Below are 16,129 nucleotides of genomic sequence, written 5' to 3' on the forward strand. Positions count from 1 at the left end.
AGGTCACCTATTATGAAAACATTGCTTCCGACGTCTACTGCAGGCAGCCTGCCGAAACCTTCATGGCTGGCACAGCCGGAGACGCTATGGTCCCCGTGGAAATTACAGAACGAGGAATTAATCGAAGGCAAACAGGATGCGCTGCGCCTTTCCTTGGCTGAACAGCAACTGGCCGGCATTGATATCGTCAGCGACGGGGAGCAAACCCGCCAGCACTTCGTCACTACCTTTATTGAGCACTTAAATGGCGTCGATTTTGAAAAGCGCCAGACCGTGCGTATTCGTAACCGTTACGATGCCAGCGTCCCAACGGTCGTCGGCGCCGTGGAGCGTCAAAAGCCGGTTTTTGTTGAAGACGCTAAATTCCTGCGCCAGCTCACCCAGCAGCCGATTAAGTGGGCGCTGCCGGGACCAATGACCATGATCGACACGCTGTACGACAACCACTATAAAAGCCGCGAAAAGCTGGCCTGGGAATTTGCCAAAATCCTCAATCAGGAAGCGAAAGAGCTGGAAGCGGCAGGCGTCGATATTATCCAGTTTGATGAACCGGCCTTTAACGTCTTCTTTGATGAAGTGAATGACTGGGGCATCGCCACGTTAGAGCGTGCCATTGAAGGGCTGAAGTGTGAAACCGCAGTGCACATTTGCTACGGCTACGGTATCAAAGCCAATACCGACTGGAAAAAGACGCTGGGTTCGGAGTGGCGCCAGTACGAAGAGGCCTTCCCTAAACTGCAGCAATCGAACATCGATATCATCTCGCTGGAATGCCATAACTCTCGCGTGCCGATGGATCTGCTGGAGCTTATCCGCGGTAAAAAAGTGATGGTTGGCGCGATTGACGTTGCCAGCAACACCGTTGAAACCGCAGAGGAAGTGGCTGATACGCTGCGTAAAGCGCTGCAGTTTGTCGATGCCGATAAGCTCTATCCGTCAACCAACTGCGGCATGGCTCCGCTGGCGCGTCAGGTTGCGCGCGGCAAACTGAATGCGTTAAGCGCAGGCGCTGAGATAATTCGCCGGGAAATTCTGGCGAAATAACGCCGAATCTCGGCCGGATATTCTCAGGCTCCGCTTTCGATCTCAGGCGATCTCGATCATCGCCTGAGATCGGTAAACGTCGTTTTCTGTTAGTCGATGGTTACGCCAACCACTTTGCGGCTATCCACATCCTGGTTCAGAAAAGCATGGAATCCGGCCTTCTGCCACGTCACACCGTCTTTACCGACTCGCGTCCATCCCTGTTGGGTCATCACTTTAATTGCTTGAGCGAGATCCTTATCGCGAACCTGCGGCAATATTTTCGCCTGCACCGCTCGTGCGGCCTCCGGGTCCGCTTTCCCGTGGCGTTGGTTCGCTTGTGGCTGTGCGGCAGCCTGATTCTGCGCTTTTGACTTATGGATATCGCAGCCATTGCCGTCAGTTAGCTGCGTACAGCCCGAACGTTCAAGCTGGGCACGATAGGCTTCGCTGATAGCGTGCGCCGGGAGTGCGGTAAACCCCGCCAACGCGGCGGCCGCAAGGATGGTCATCGCGATCGTTTTTTTCATTGTGGAACCCTGTCTTCATCTCGTTTGACGTGGGGAGAAGCATCAAGCATAACTCCCCCACGTAGCGTTTATTGCCACCGCATTATCCCTGACGGTTGACCTTGCCTGAACTGAGCGTCATTTCAGGCCCTGTAATATGGAGGATGCGGCATCGTTGATACGTTGACGTCTATCAAGAATAGATGACACATTCCGCACGATTCAAATGAGGCAACGCTAAATCTGGTTATTCCTGCCTGGCAGAAATTGCGGTAACGTAGCTCACCGCTTTCATTTTGGCTCACCCGTATGCCCACGACTGAAACATTCCTGACCTTCCTCGTCGCCTTAGCCCTGCTGGAAATCTCGCCAGGCCCCGACATGATGCTCACCATCGCGCGTGGCATTGGTCAGGGGCGACGGATCGCACTGCTGACCGTGCTAGGCAACGTCTTTATTGCAGGCACGATTCAGGTTTCGTTTCTGGTCTTCGGCCTGGTGGCCGCCGTCCATGCTTGGCCGCTGGCGCTGGATGTCCTCCGCTGGGTGGGTGCCGCCTACCTGATATGGCTCGGCATCAAAATGCTCGCGACCTCAGGGGTCAACACCCGGATCGGCAAAACCGTCAAAATATCAGGCCGAAGAGCGGTTAAGGAAGGGGCGATTAACAGCCTGACTAACCCCAAGTCACTGCTGTTCATGTTCGCCTTTCTCCCACAGTTTGTAGACCCGGCCGCCGGCCCTATCTGGCTACAGCTGCTTATTCTTGGCAGCATTCAAAAACTGGCCGGCATCCTTTCACTAGGATCAGTCGCCCTCGCCTCAGGCACCTTCGGCAACTGGCTTAGTCAGCATCCGGGCTTTTTAAAATGGCAGGAGCGATTCACCGGCGTGGTGATGATTGGGCTGGGCATTCGCATGCTGTTTAGCGGCGGTATGCCGCAAAACTCAGTGAAGTAAAGGCCTGGCTGCGGCCAGGTATTCAGGTTGCGCTTTCTCCCAAACATTCACGCATACAGTCGATAAAGATTTTCATCGCCGGGCTGACGGTTCTGTCGGCATGGTAGGCGCAAAGCGCGGTAATGGTCGGCGGATTGGAAGAAAAAGGCAGCGCGTTAAGTTCACCGGATTCAAGTTCCCGCATTACGCTGAAATAAGGCAGGAATGAAACCCCGAGATTACTGGCCACGCATCGCTTAATGCTCTCAATGCTCCAAAGCTCAATGGTGTTCTCTAAGGTTATTTTTCGCTCACGCAGCGAGGATTCGAATATTTGCCGGAAGATGCACTGTGGCTCATTGATAATAAAGCTGACCGGAATATGCTGCTCTGCCCTGGTAAAATCAACATCTTCGAGCTGCGGAGAGGCAACCAGCACTAACTCCTGCTGGCCAAAATATTCCATGTGAAGCGCATCGTCATGCCCTACCCGATAAAAAACGCCCAAATCAGTGTTATCGGCAAGCAGGGAATCCCGGATGGAATAACAGTTTACTGACTGCAGAGACAACCGAACTTTTGGCGCTTTAATACGAAACAATCTCAGTACTTCCGGCATTTTATAAGCCAGTAGCGTCTCCCCGACCATTATCCGTAAGTCTCCCGCGATCTCTTCCTCACTGGCAGAGATCTCACGGATCCCTTCCAGCACGCGCGTTAACTCCCTCACTTTTGGCAGCAGCAGTTTTCCCGCCGGCGTCAGCACCATACGACGGCCGACTTTTTCGAATACCGGGTATGAGAGTTCTTGTTCCAGCTGTTGGATCTGGAAGGTGACGGTGGATTGCGTGCAGCACAGCTTGCGGGCAGCCTGCGCAAAAGACCCCTCTTCCACAATCGTTTTAAAGGTGATGAAACGCCGCAAATCCATAAAGCCACTCCGCATCAAACACATCGAAAAATTGAAAGTCAGATATCAAAAACATTCGCTTTTTTGAATATATATCGCTGGCTAATATGCGCTGACAACAAGGAGAATACAAGTGACACCAACAATAATCAGTGGCTTTCTCACCTATACATTAATCACTGCGCTGACCCCTGGCCCTAACAATATTCTGGCGCTAAGTTCAGTGAACCAACATGGTTTTCGCCGCAGTTTGCGCGTGCTGGCAGGAATGAGCGCTGGCTTTTTGGTGCTCATGCTCGTCTGTGGCATTTTCACCTATACGCTTATCAGCGTACTTCCGTCACTCACCAACTGGCTAGTATGGATTGGCGCGGCCTATATTTTGTGGCTAGCGTGGAAGATAGCCAATAGCTCACCGGCCGCTGATGACAGCAGTGAAAGGCCTCTGAGTTTTTGGTTGAGCTTCTGGCTTCAATTTGCCAACGTGAAAATTATTCTGTACGGCATTACGGCGCTCTCCGCCTTCGTGCTGCCGTATACGCAGAATATTCTCTCCGTGACCGCAGTCAGTGTTCTGCTCGCCGTTATTGGCTGTCTGGGAAATCTGGTGTGGGCATTAGCCGGCCATCTGTTCCAGTCGATTTTTCGCCAATATGGTCGGCTGGTTAATCGGGTGCTGGCCCTGTTACTGATTTACTGTGCCGTCAGGATGTTTTTCTAATGACTGATTCATAATATTAACCCGCCTATTCTCGTCAACCGACCCTTCGCCCATAAAAAAACCGCCGAACAATCGGCGGTTTTTTCTTAGAGCCACATCGCTTACATCAGCGGCATCGCTTTTTGCACAATGCTAATCAGCGGCTGCGGATAGATACCCAGAACCAGCACCAGCAGCGCGGAAATCAGCACAACAATACCACCGGCGCTGTACTGCCAGTTGGTTGGGGCATCGCGGTTAGGTTTATCCGGAGCAGACAGGTACAGGCTCACGGCCACGCGCAGGTAGTAGTACAAACCAATCGCGGAGCCCACAACCACGGCACCGACCAGCCACCACAGATGCGCCTGAACACCGACTGCCAGCACGTAGAATTTACCGATAAAGCCCAGCGTCATCGGGATACCGGCCAGAGACAGCATCATCACGGTCATCACCGCGGCCAGAATCGGACGGTGCCAGAACAGGCCACGGTAAGCAAACAGCGATTCGGCATCCGGGCCACGGTATGGACTGGACATCAGGCTCACCACGCCAAAGGCGCCGAGGCTGCTGAACAGATAACCGGCCAGGTAAACACCGACGGTTTCCATCGACATCTCACCGCTTTGCAGCGCAATCATCGCCACCAGCAGGTAGCCGAGGTGGGAGATAGACGAGTAGCCGAGCAGACGTTTGATATTCGTCTGGCTAAGCGCCATCAGGTTACCGAAGATGATTGAGGCGAAGGCAATAATACCCAGCACCACGCGCACCGCTTCGCTGTCGCCCACTGGAGCGTAGAGGAACAAACGCATCACCACGGCGAAAATCGCAATCTTGCTGGCGGTGGCCAGGAAGGTTGAAACCGGCGCAGGCGCCCCCTGGTAAACATCCGGCGTCCACAGGTGGAAAGGCACCAGCGAGAGCTTGAAGCCCAGACCGACAATCATCATGCCGAGACCTGCCAGCAGCAGCGGTTCGTGCAGCATGTTGTCGCCAAGGCTCTTACCGAGCGCGACGAAAGACAGGTTGCCGGACTGCGCATACAGCAGCGCCATACCAAACAGCAGGAAGGACGAAGCGGCGGCGGACAAAATGGTGTACTTGATGCTCGCTTCCAGTGAACGTTTCTGGCGGAAGGCATAGCCCACAAGTCCAAACAGCGGCAGAGAAATCAGTTCAATACCGAGGAACAGCGCCGCCAGATGGTTGGCGTTAGCCAGCAGAATACCGCCGAGCGCAGCAATCAGCACCAGCAGGTAGAACTCTTCCCGGTTATCGGTATAACCCTCAAGCCACGGGTAAGCAAAGGTACAGGTAGCGAGACTCGCCAGCAGTACCAGCCCGGTGTAGAACATGGCATAAGCGTCAACGCGCATCAGCGGCGTGACATCCATTGCGCCCGCCTGGCCAACAAACCAGAGCGAAACCAGCGCGGCGTTAAGCCCAATGACCGACAGCGTGGCATTGAGGAAGTGATTGCGTCGCCACGCAATGGAGAGCATCACAACCACCACCGTCAAGCCGACGATCAGCAGCGGTAACAGCGCGATCAGTTGTTGTGGAGTTATTGTCATGGCGAATTACGGCCTTGTAGTTGGAACAGAATTAACAAACCACTGCTGGATGTTACTCATCGCAGAATGTGACGTGTCCAGGATAGGCTGCGGGTAGAAGCCCAGCAGAACCAGAAGCACGACCAGCAACAGGACGATAAACAGCTCACGCAGCGACATCCCTGGCAGTTCTTGTGCCGCAATTTCACTCTTCGCTTTACCGAAGTAAGCGCGGTGCAGCATTGCCAGCGAGTACACGGAGGCAAAGACCAGACCGAAGGTTGAAATTACCGTAATCACCGGAACCACTTTGTAGCTGCCGAAGAGGATCATAAATTCGCCAACGAAGTTACCGGTCCCCGGCATCCCCAGCGTCGCCACGGCGAAGAACATGGACAGCGCAGGCAGCCATTTAATTTTGCTCCACAGACCGCCCATCTGACGCATATCGCGGGTGTGCAGACGCTCGTACAGCTGACCGCACAGAATGAACAGACCCGCCGCCGACAGACCGTGAGCAATCATCTGAATCACCGCGCCCTGGTACGCCAATTGGCTGCCGGTGTAGATAGCAATCAGCACGAAGCCCATGTGGGAAACGGAGGTGTAAGCAATCAGACGTTTAATATCGTACTGGGTGAACGCCATCCATGCGCCGTAGAAGATACCGATAACGCCCAGCCACATCGCGATAGGTGCAAATTCAGCGGAAGCATTCGGGAACAGCGGCAGCGCAAAGCGCAGCAGACCGTAGGCCGCGGTTTTCAGCAAGATACCGGCGAGGTCAACAGAACCCGCGGTTGGTGCCTGGGAGTGTGCATCTGGCAGCCAGCCGTGCAGTGGAACCACCGGCATTTTCACCGCGAAGGCGATGAAGAAGCCCAGCATCAGCAGATATTCCACGCCGTGCGACATTGGCGTTTTCAGCAGCTCTTCGTAGTTGAAGGTCCATACGCCGGTTGCGCCGTGGTGAACAAACACCAGACCCAGAATGGCAATCAGCATCACCAGACCACTCGCCTGGGTATAGATGAAGAACTTGGTCGCCGCCGTGATACGCGTTTTACCGTCAGAGGCCTTATGCCCCCACAGCGCGATCAGGAAGTACATCGGTACCAGCATCATCTCCCAGAAGAAGAAGAACAGGAACATGTCGATGGCCAGGAACACGCCGATAACGCCGCCCAGGATCCACATCAGGTTGAGGTGGAAGAAGCCCTGATATTTCTGGATTTCACGCCAGGAGCAGAGTACCGCCAGCACGCCCAAGAGCCCGGTCAGCACCACCATCAGCAGCGACAGGCCGTCGAGCGCCAGGTGCACGGTGATACCAAAGCGCGGGATCCACGGCAGAATAAACTCAGACTGCCACTGCGGCAAGCCCGCGGATTGGGTCAGCGAATAGCCACCCTGCAACCACAGTTGCAGAGACAGCGCCAGCGTCAGTCCCATGGTGATCAGCGCAATCCAGCGCGGCATCTTCACGCCAAAGCGTTCAGTCTGCCAGCAGAGGAAACCGCCGATAAAGGGAATCAGTATTAGCCAGGGTAATAACATGGCAATTCATTTCCTTATTCATCTATCCGGTGGCAACGACGCCAGCCGGAACAGGAAAACAGCACGACATTTTCATGGGGAGGAAAACCCTCCCCAACGAATTAACGCAACACCATCAACAGCGCCAGGACAACCACGGCACCAATGCTCATCGACGCAACATACCAGCGCAGGTATCCGTTCTCGCTCATCACCAGGCCTTTGCCTGCAAAGCGGGAGAGAATGGCTGGAATGTTCATCAGCGCATTGAGCGGGTCGCTCTTCAGCAGCCAGGCAATGCCCAGGAACGGCTTAACGAACACTTTGTCGTACAGCCAGTCGAAGCCCCAAGCGTTATACCACCAGGTGCCCAGCAGGCGGCCCGGCGCGCTATTAGCGATAGAGGTCACCAGCGTACGTTTGCCCAGCCACAGCCACGCTGCAATCAGGATGCCGGCAATAGCTACCACCCCGGAGGTGATTTCCAGCGTCAGCACGCGACCGTGCTCAAGCTCGGTGGTGGCTGGCAGTACGCCATGCAGCGGTGGCACAATCATCGCGCCGATAAAGGTCGACAGCACCATCAGCACAATCAGCGGCAGGTGGTGGGTAATCCCCTTCCCTGCGTGGGCGTGAATCTGCTCTTTCCCGTGGAAGACGATGAAGATCATACGGAAGGTATACAGGGAGGTCATGAATGCACCGACCAAACCGGCAACCATCAGATTGATATGACCGTTTGCCATTGCACCCGCAAGGATTTCATCTTTACTGAAGAAGCCTGCGGTAATCAGCGGCAGCGCGGACAGCGCGGCACCACCGACCAGGAAGCAGGCATACACCAGCGGAATCGACTTACGCAGGCCGCCCATCTTGAAGATGTTCTGTTCGTGGTGGCAGGCAAGGATGACCGAGCCGGATGCCAGGAACAGCAGCGCTTTGAAGAATGCGTGAGTCATCAGGTGGAAAATCGCCGCATCCCACGCCTGTACGCCCAGCGCCAGGAACATGTAACCAATCTGGCTCATGGTGGAGTACGCCAGAACGCGTTTGATGTCGGTCTGGACCAGCGCGGCAAAGCCTGCCAGCACCAGCGTAATCGCCCCAACAATCCCAACCAGATGCAGCACTTCCGGCGTCAGCAGGAACAGGCCATGAGTACGGGCAATCAGGTAGACGCCGGCGGTAACCATGGTAGCCGCGTGGATCAGCGCTGAAACCGGCGTTGGGCCCGCCATCGCATCCGCAAGCCAGGTCTGCAACGGCAGCTGCGCGGATTTACCGACCGCACCGCCCAACAGCATCAGGGTTGCCCACATCAGCATGTCATTACCTGCGGCGAAGTGCGCCGGCGCCAGTTCAACCATTTCGCGGAAGTTCAGCGTGCCCAGCTCGTTGTAGAGAATGAACAGCGCGAACGCCAGGAAGACGTCACCGACACGAGTCACCACGAAGGCTTTCATTGCCGCCGCGCCATTCTTCGGATCGGTGTAGTAGAAACCGATCAGCAGATAGGAGCACAGGCCCACGCCTTCCCAGCCGAGATACATCAGCAGCAGGTTATCCGCCAGTACCAGCACCACCATGCTCGCGATGAACAGGTTGGTGTAGGCGAAGAAGCGGGAGTAGCCCTCTTCCCCACGCATGTACCAGGAAGCAAACATGTGGATCAGGAAGCCGACGCCGGTGACCACGGAGAGCATGGTCAACGACAGGCCGTCCAGCACCAGGTTGAAGCCGATGTTGAAATCACCGACCGACATCCAGGTCCACAGCGGCTGGCTAAATGCCTGTTTGCCGTTGGCGAAGAAATCCATGCCGACGAACGCGGTGACCAGCGCTGACAGACCAATCGATCCCATACCAATGGTCGCGGACAGGTTTTCAGACCAGCGGCCGCGGGAGAAGGCCAGCAGGACAAAGCCGATTAATGGAAAAATAATGGTTAAGGCAAGCATGTTCATCCGCGCAACTCACTTACTGAATCGATGTTCAGGTTCTGGCGGCGACGATGGAGCTGCAGCAGCAGCGCCAGGCCAATACTCGCTTCCGCAGCCGCAAGAGTAATGGCTAGGATATACATCACCTGACCATCGGTCTGGCCCCAATAGCTGCCGGCGACCACGAAGGCCAGCGCGGCGGCGTTAATCATGATTTCCAACCCAATCAGCATAAACAGCAGATTGCGACGGATAACCAGACCGGTCAAACCGAGAACGAAGAGGATCGCGGCGAGGATCAGTCCATGGGTTAAGGGGATCATGCGTGCTCCTCCGTTTTTCTTTTCGCGCTATCACCGGCGCGATTGCTCAGCACCTCGCCCGCGCGGTCTTCACGGCCGAGGTGGAAGGCAACCACCAGACCCGCCAGCAGCAGCATTGACGCCAGCTCAACCGCCAGAACGTATGGCCCGAACAGCGCAATACCGACTTCTTTCGCGCTAATTGCGTTACCGTCGATACCCTGGTCGTTAATGCCGAGGATGGCATACACCATTACCGCCAGCAGCACGGCGGAAAGAATCGCCGGACCAATCCAGATTTGCGGCTTCAGCCACTGACGTTCCTGGGCAATTTCAGCACCGCCCAGGTTCAGCATCATCACCACGAACACGAACAGCACCATGATGGCGCCCGCATAGACGATGATCTCCAGCGCACCGGCGAAGTACGCGCCCAGCGAGAAGAACACCCCGGCAATTGCCAGCAGCGAGATGATTAAGTACAGCAGTGCGTGTACCGGATTAGTGTGCGTAATCACTCGCAGCGTCGCGAGGACAGCAACAAGGCCACAGATATAAAAAGCGAATTCCATTGCCCCTCTCCTTACGGTAACAGGCTCTTGACGTCGATAGGCTTGGCTTCGTTCTCTGCTTCGCCCTTATCTTTGCCGTCGATTGCCATACCCGCCATCCGGTAGAAGTTATATTCCGGGTATTTGCCCGGACCGGAAATCAGCAGATCCTCTTTTTCGTACACCAGGTCCTGACGCTTGTATTCACCCAGTTCAAAGTCCGGGGTCAACTGAATCGCCGTGGTTGGGCACGCTTCTTCACACAGCCCGCAGAAAATGCAGCGCGAGAAGTTAATACGGAAAAACTCCGGATACCAGCGGCCATCTTTGGTCTCTGCTTTTTGCAAAGAGATACAGCCCACCGGGCAGGCTACCGCGCACAGGTTACAGGCTACGCAGCGCTCATCGCCGTCCGGGTCGCGCGTCAGCACGATACGGCCACGATAGCGAGGCGGCAGGTAAACCGGCTCTTCCGGGTACATTTGCGTTTCACGTTTAGCGAACGCATGCAGGCCGATCATCCAGATACTGCGTACCTGGGTACCGAAACCTACGATAATATCTTTTAAGGTCATGGTCTCATCGCCCCTTATGGCTGCTGCCAGAGAATGACAGCCGCCGTTACCAGCAAGTTGATTAGCGTCAGCGGCAGGCACACTTTCCAGCCGAAGGACATTACCTGGTCATAACGCGGACGCGGTAATGAGGCGCGAATCAAAATGAACATCATCATGAAGAATGCCGTTTTAATGGCGAACCAGATGAATGGTGGTAAGAACGGGCCTTGCCAGCCGCCGAAGAACAGCGTCACGATCAGCGCCGACACGGTAACAATACCGATGTACTCACCGACGAAGAACAGACCGAACTTCATGCCGGAATATTCAATGTGGTAGCCATCGGCCAGCTCCTGCTCTGCTTCCGGTTGGTCAAACGGGTGACGGTGACAAACCGCCACACCCGCAATCGCAAAGGTCACAAAGCCGAAGAACTGAGGAATGACGTTCCACAGGTGTTCCTGGTTGTTAACGATGTCGGTCATGTTAAATGAACCGGCCTGCGCCACAACGCCCATCAGGGAGAGACCAAGGAACACTTCGTAGCTCAGCGTTTGCGCGGAAGCACGCATCGCCCCCAGCAGGGAGTATTTGTTGTTGCTCGACCAGCCGGCGAACAGCACCGCGTACACCGCCAGACCCGCCATCATCAGGAAGAACAGGATCCCGATATTGAGGTCTGCAACCACCCAGCTTGGGCTAACCGGCACAATAGCAAAGGCCAGCAGCAGCGAGGTGAAGGCGATAACCGGTGCCAGGGTAAAGATCATGCGGTCCGAGAATTTCGGGATCCAGTCCTCTTTGAAGAACATTTTGATCATGTCGGCCACCAGCTGGAGCGAACCGCCCCAGCCGACACGGTTTGGCCCGTAGCGGTTCTGGAACAGGCCCAGCAGGCGACGTTCGCCGAAGCTCATGAACGCACCACAGGTGACGACCACCAGCAGGATGACCACGGCTTTGATGATGCTAATCAGGATCTCAATCAGATCCGGCGTTAACCAACTCATTGCTGTGCCTCCTGCAGATTTTCAAGACGCGCGCCCGCCAGTACAGGAGCAATGCCCGGCATGCCCATCGGCAAACCAACCTGCCCTGCCACCAGTCCGCTGGAAATCACCAGCGGCAGCGTGACCGTCTGACCGTCGTAGCTAAGCGCCATCTTCGCACCCGCATTCACGCCAAGCGCCGCGGCATCTGCCGGGTTGAGCTTGAGGTAAGGCTGCGGCATACGCGTCTGGAATACCGGCGCGCGCTGCGACATTTCGTCGCTGCCGAACAGGTGGTAGTACGGTGCCACGCGCCATTTGCCCGCTTCCGCCTGGAAGCTTGCCGGTACGGTGGTGAAATAATCCAGACCGTTTTCCGACGCTTCGATCAAACGCACGCCCGGGTCACCGTGACGCAGTTTACCGCCCACTTCAGCCTGGAACTTGTTCCATGCCTGCGGGGAGTTCCAGCCTGGAGCCCAGGCAAATGGGATCTGCGAACGCGGTGCGTCCGGCTGGTTGTTCCCTTCCATCGAGAAGGCGAACATGGTGTCTTTATCCTGCGGCTGACGCGGTTCGTGCACGCTGATATTGGCGCGCATTGCCGTACGACCGCTGTAGCGGTGCGGTTCGCGCGCCAGTTTCTGACCGCGAATCCGGAACGACGCATCCGGAGCCGCATCTTTAATGCCGGCCAACTGCGGCAGTGCTGCAACGGCGGCATCAATCACGTGATCCAACTGAGTCCAGTCAACCTGACGGTTTTCCAGGGTGCTATGCAGCGAGTGCAGCCAGCGCCAGCTTTCCAGCATGATGGTTTTGCTGTCGTAGTAGCTTGGGTCATAAACCTGGAAGAAGCGCTGCGCGCGACCTTCATTGTTAATCACCGTACCGTCGCTTTCCGCAAAGCTTGCTGCCGACAGCACCAGATGCGCATGGTCCATAATCGCCGTGCGCTGATGGTCGATGACCATCACCAGCGGTGCTTTATCCAACGCAGCATTCACGCGGCTGGCGGAAGCATGGCGGTGCAGATCGTTTTCCAGCACGATAACCGCATCGGCACTACCGCTTTCCAGTTCGTCCAACGCTTCATCGAGTGAACCGCCGCCAATCATGCCGAGACCGACGCTGTTCACCGCGCGGGCAATCATCGTCACGCCAACGTCTGAACCACGAGCCTTCAGCGCTTTTGCCACGTTCGCCGCTGCCTGAATCACTTCGGCGCTACCGGCATTTGTACCGGAAACAATCAGTGGTTTCTTCGCCCCGGAAAGTGCCTGAACGATAACGTCAATTTTGCCCTGCAGATCGCGATCAATGCCGTCAACTGCCGGTGCACTGTTATCCAGCGCGTGCGCAATTGCGAAGCCTAAACGCGCCTGATCTTCTACCGGTGCGCGATAGGTCCACGCGGCGATATCATCCAGACGGGTGTCGTCAACGTTGGTCACGAACAGCGGGTGTTTGGCACGCTGGCCGATGTTGAGGATTGCCGCAATCTGCCAGTCAGCCACTTTCTGGGCCGCCGCCATTTCGCGCGCTTTACCTTTCACCGCCTGGCGAACCGCCAGCGCAACGCGAGCACCGGTCTGAGTAATGTCTTCACCCAGCACCAGCACCGCATCGTAAGATTCGATATCACGCAGTGCAGGCGTATGGATGCCGCCTTCGCGCAGCACTTTCAGCGCCAGCTGCAGACGTTCCTGTTCACCTTTGGCGATACCGGTGTAGAAGTTATCCGCACCCACCAGTTCACGCAGCGCGAAGTTGCTCTCTACGCTCGCACGTGGAGAACCAATACCAATCACTTTCTTCGACTGACGCAGAATATCTGCCGCACCCTGCATCGCCTGTTCGGCGTTGAGGGTGATCAGATCGTCACCGCGACGTTGCACCGGCTGACGCGGACGGTCTTTCAGGTTCACGTAGCCATAGCCGAAACGACCGCGGTCGCAGAGGAAGTAGTGGTTAACGGTACCGTTGTAACGGTTTTCGATACGACGCAGTTCACCGTAGCGCTCACCTGGGCTGGTGTTACAGCCAATGGAGCACTGCTGGCAGATGCTTGGCGCAAACTGCATGTCCCACTTACGGTTGTAGCGCTCGGAGTGCGTTTTATCGGTAAATACGCCGGTCGGACAGATTTCGACCAGGTTACCGGAGAATTCGCTTTCCAGCGTACCGTCTTCCGGACGACCGAAGTAAACGTTGTCATGCGCGCCGTACACACCCAGATCGGTGCCGTCCGCGTAATCTTTGTAATAACGCACGCAGCGGTAGCAGGCGATGCAGCGGTTCATTTCGTGAGAGATGAACGGCCCCAGATCCTGGTTGCGGTGGGTACGCTTAGTAAAGCGATAACGACGGAAGCTATGACCGGTCATGACGGTCATATCCTGCAGGTGGCAGTTGCCGCCCTCTTCACAGACCGGACAATCGTGCGGGTGGTTGGTCATCAACCACTCCACTACGCTTTCGCGGAACTGTTTTGCTTCTTCGTCATCAATAGAAATAAAGGTGCCGTCAGATGCCGGAGTCATACAGGACATCACCAGGCGACCACGCGTGTCTTCCGCGTTTTGATATTGCTTCACCGCACACTGGCGGCAAGCACCGACGCTGCCTAGCGCCGGGTGCCAGCAAAAGTATGGAATATCAAGGCCATGAGAGAGACATGCCTGCAGCAGGTTGTCCGCCCCATTAACCTCGTATTCTTTGCCGTCTACATGAATCGTAGCCATTAGCGTGCTTCCAAAATAAATAAATCTTTAGATTACCAGCGCGTCTTAAGCAGGTTCGGCTGAATCCCATGAATAGCGTGGGTGTTGCTGAACTGCTGCTTAATGCCTGCCTCGAATTCGTCGCGGAAATATTTAATTGCGCTCTGCAGCGGTTCTACCGCGCCAGGCGCATGCGCGCAGAAGGTTTTACCCGGCCCCAGGAATCGACACAGTTGCTCAAGTGTCTCGATATCGCCAGGCTGGCCTTCACCCCGCTCAAGGGCGCGCAGAATTTTCACGCTCCACGGCAGACCGTCGCGGCACGGTGTACACCAGCCACAGGACTCGCGGGCGAAGAACTCTTCCAGGTTACGCACCAGGCCGACCATGCCAATTTCATGGTCAACGGCCATCGCCAGTGCGGTCCCCAGACGGCTACCCGCTTTACCGATACTTTCAAATTCCATCGGCAGGTCAAGGTGCGCTTCGGTCAGGAAGTCAGTTCCCGCACCACCCGGCTGCCAGGCTTTAAATTTCAGGCCATCGCGCATGCCGCCCGCGTAATCTTCAAGGATTTCACGTGCGGTAGTGCCAAACGGCAGCTCCCACAGGCCCGGATTTTTCACGCGGCCGGAGAAGCCCATCAGCTTAGTACCGGCGTCTTTGCTGGTAGAAATGTTCTGATACCACTCAACGCCGTTAGCCAGAATCGCCGGGACGTTACACAGGGTTTCCACGTTGTTGACGCAGGTCGGTTTGCCCCATACGCCGGAGCTTGCCGGGAACGGTGGCTTCGAACGCGGGTTAGCGCGGCGACCTTCGAGGGAGTTAATCAGCGCGGTCTCTTCACCGCAGATGTAACGCCCTGCCCCGGTGTGCACGAACAGTTCGAAATCGAACCCGGTGCCCATGATATTTTTGCCAAGCAGGCCCGCTTCGGTGGCTTCCGCAATGGCGCGGCGCAGATGCACAGCCGCTTCAATGTATTCACCGCGCAGGAAGATGTAACCACGGTACGCTTTCAGCGCAAACGCAGAAATCAGCATACCTTCCACCAGCAGGTGCGGTAGCTGTTCCATCAGTAAACGGTCTTTGTAGGTGCCCGGCTCCATTTCATCGGCGTTACACAGCAGGTAACGGATGTTCATGGATTCGTCTTTCGGCATCAGGCTCCACTTCAGACCGGTGGAAAAGCCCGCGCCGCCGCGCCCTTTCAGGCCAGCGTCTTTTACCTGGTTGACGATTTCGTCCGGTGCCAGCCCGGTCAGCGCTTTACGCGCCCCCTCATAGCCGTTTTTGCTACGGTATTCGTCCAGCCATACCGGCTGTTTGTCATCACGCAGGCGCCAGGTCAGCGGATGCGTTTCGGGAGTACGGATCACGGTTTTCATTATTTATACCGCTCCAGTAGGTCAGGAATGCCTTCCGGGGTCAGATGCGAGTGAGTGTCCTCATCGATCATCATGCTCGGCCCTTTATCGCAGTTCCCCAGACAACAGGTCGGCAGCAGCGTAAAGCGACCGTCGAAAGTCGTCTGCCCCGGTTTGATGTCGAGTTTTTTCTCAAGTGCTGCCTGAATGCCCTGGTAGCCATTGATGTGGCACACAACGCTGTCGCAATAGCGGATCACGTGGCGGCCAACAGGCTGGCGGAAAATCTGGCTGTAGAAGGTCGCAACGCCTTCAACATCGCTTGCCGGGATATCCAGTAAGCCGGCGATCGCATGGATCGCGCCGTCCGGCACCCAGCCGCGCTGCTTCTGAACGATCTTCAGCGCTTCAATGGACGCCGCACGCGGGTCTTCGTAGTGGTGCTTCTCGTGCTCAATGGCTTCACGCTCTACTGCACTCAGCTCAAAGGCCTCGGATTGTGGTTGTTGATTTTCGTGCAT

The 16,129-nt window shown here is 56.0% G+C and carries 15 protein-coding genes; 3 read left to right on the plus strand and 12 right to left on the minus strand.

All coding sequences use genetic code 11. The features are described 5' to 3' along the window. Positions 1 to 12 precede the first annotated feature (12 nt). Positions 13 to 1,044: a methionine synthase gene (locus tag KCR01S_RS16590; protein ID WP_061284087.1), complete on the plus strand. Its 1,032-nt coding sequence runs from the start codon at positions 13 to 15 to the stop codon at positions 1,042 to 1,044. Between the two features lie 89 nt (positions 1,045 to 1,133). Here KCR01S_RS16590 and KCR01S_RS25185 read toward each other — a convergent pair whose 3' ends face one another. After that, positions 1,134 to 1,553, minus strand: a complete 420-nt coding sequence (locus KCR01S_RS25185) for a hypothetical protein (RefSeq protein WP_156478776.1) — start codon at positions 1,551 to 1,553, stop codon at positions 1,134 to 1,136. A 288-nt stretch (positions 1,554 to 1,841) separates the two neighbouring features. Between KCR01S_RS25185 and KCR01S_RS16600 the strand changes: the two genes are divergently transcribed. Beyond that, positions 1,842 to 2,492: a LysE family translocator gene (locus tag KCR01S_RS16600; RefSeq protein WP_061284089.1), complete on the plus strand. Its 651-nt coding sequence runs from the start codon at positions 1,842 to 1,844 to the stop codon at positions 2,490 to 2,492. A gap of 22 nt (positions 2,493 to 2,514) precedes the next feature. On the opposite strand, the gene KCR01S_RS16605 is transcribed toward KCR01S_RS16600, so the two are convergent. After that, a complete protein-coding gene (locus KCR01S_RS16605) occupies positions 2,515 to 3,402 on the minus strand; it encodes a LysR family transcriptional regulator (RefSeq protein ID WP_061284091.1) in 888 nt (295 codons plus the stop codon). Positions 3,403 to 3,514: 112 nt separating this feature from the next. Between KCR01S_RS16605 and eamB the strand changes: the two genes are divergently transcribed. Next, positions 3,515 to 4,102 (plus strand): cysteine/O-acetylserine transporter, encoded by a 588-nt coding sequence (eamB, locus tag KCR01S_RS16610; protein ID WP_061284093.1) that lies wholly within the window; start codon positions 3,515 to 3,517, stop codon positions 4,100 to 4,102. Between the two features lie 101 nt (positions 4,103 to 4,203). On the opposite strand, the gene nuoN is transcribed toward eamB, so the two are convergent. The 10 genes from nuoN to nuoE form a co-directional block, all read right to left on the minus strand. After that, positions 4,204 to 5,661 (minus strand): NADH-quinone oxidoreductase subunit NuoN, encoded by a 1,458-nt coding sequence (gene nuoN / locus KCR01S_RS16615; protein WP_061284096.1) that lies wholly within the window; start codon positions 5,659 to 5,661, stop codon positions 4,204 to 4,206. Between the two features lie 6 nt (positions 5,662 to 5,667). Further along, positions 5,668 to 7,197: an NADH-quinone oxidoreductase subunit M gene (gene nuoM, locus KCR01S_RS16620; protein ID WP_061284098.1), complete on the minus strand. Its 1,530-nt coding sequence runs from the start codon at positions 7,195 to 7,197 to the stop codon at positions 5,668 to 5,670. Positions 7,198 to 7,298: 101 nt separating this feature from the next. Beyond that, entirely contained in the window at positions 7,299 to 9,140 is a 1,842-nt protein-coding gene (gene nuoL, locus KCR01S_RS16625) for an NADH-quinone oxidoreductase subunit L (protein WP_061284100.1), read from the minus strand. Then, positions 9,137 to 9,439, minus strand: coding sequence for an NADH-quinone oxidoreductase subunit NuoK (gene nuoK, locus KCR01S_RS16630; RefSeq protein ID WP_052284921.1), 303 nt, complete (start codon positions 9,437 to 9,439; stop codon positions 9,137 to 9,139). The genes nuoL and nuoK overlap by 4 nt, the downstream gene beginning before the upstream one ends. Further along, positions 9,436 to 9,990 (minus strand): NADH-quinone oxidoreductase subunit J, encoded by a 555-nt coding sequence (nuoJ, locus tag KCR01S_RS16635; RefSeq protein WP_052284920.1) that lies wholly within the window; start codon positions 9,988 to 9,990, stop codon positions 9,436 to 9,438. The genes nuoK and nuoJ overlap by 4 nt, the downstream gene beginning before the upstream one ends. An 11-nt stretch (positions 9,991 to 10,001) precedes the next feature. Next, entirely contained in the window at positions 10,002 to 10,544 is a 543-nt protein-coding gene (gene nuoI, locus KCR01S_RS16640; protein WP_052284919.1) for an NADH-quinone oxidoreductase subunit NuoI, read from the minus strand. Between the two features lie 14 nt (positions 10,545 to 10,558). After that, entirely contained in the window at positions 10,559 to 11,536 is a 978-nt protein-coding gene (gene nuoH, locus KCR01S_RS16645; protein WP_061284102.1) for an NADH-quinone oxidoreductase subunit NuoH, read from the minus strand. Continuing rightward, positions 11,533 to 14,259 carry an NADH-quinone oxidoreductase subunit NuoG gene (gene nuoG, locus KCR01S_RS16650; protein ID WP_061284104.1) on the minus strand — a complete coding sequence of 909 codons (2,727 nt, stop codon included), beginning with the start codon at positions 14,257 to 14,259 and terminating at the stop codon, positions 11,533 to 11,535. The genes nuoH and nuoG overlap by 4 nt, the downstream gene beginning before the upstream one ends. A 32-nt stretch (positions 14,260 to 14,291) precedes the next feature. After that, a complete protein-coding gene (nuoF, locus tag KCR01S_RS16655) occupies positions 14,292 to 15,629 on the minus strand; it encodes an NADH-quinone oxidoreductase subunit NuoF (RefSeq protein WP_052284916.1) in 1,338 nt (445 codons plus the stop codon). Beyond that, positions 15,629 to 16,129: an NADH-quinone oxidoreductase subunit NuoE gene (gene nuoE / locus KCR01S_RS16660; protein WP_052284915.1), complete on the minus strand. Its 501-nt coding sequence runs from the start codon at positions 16,127 to 16,129 to the stop codon at positions 15,629 to 15,631. Before nuoE ends, nuoF begins: the two co-directional genes overlap by 1 nt.

Source organism: Kluyvera cryocrescens NBRC 102467 (assembly GCF_001571285.1).
Classification (GTDB): Bacteria; Pseudomonadota; Gammaproteobacteria; order Enterobacterales; family Enterobacteriaceae; genus Kluyvera; species Kluyvera cryocrescens.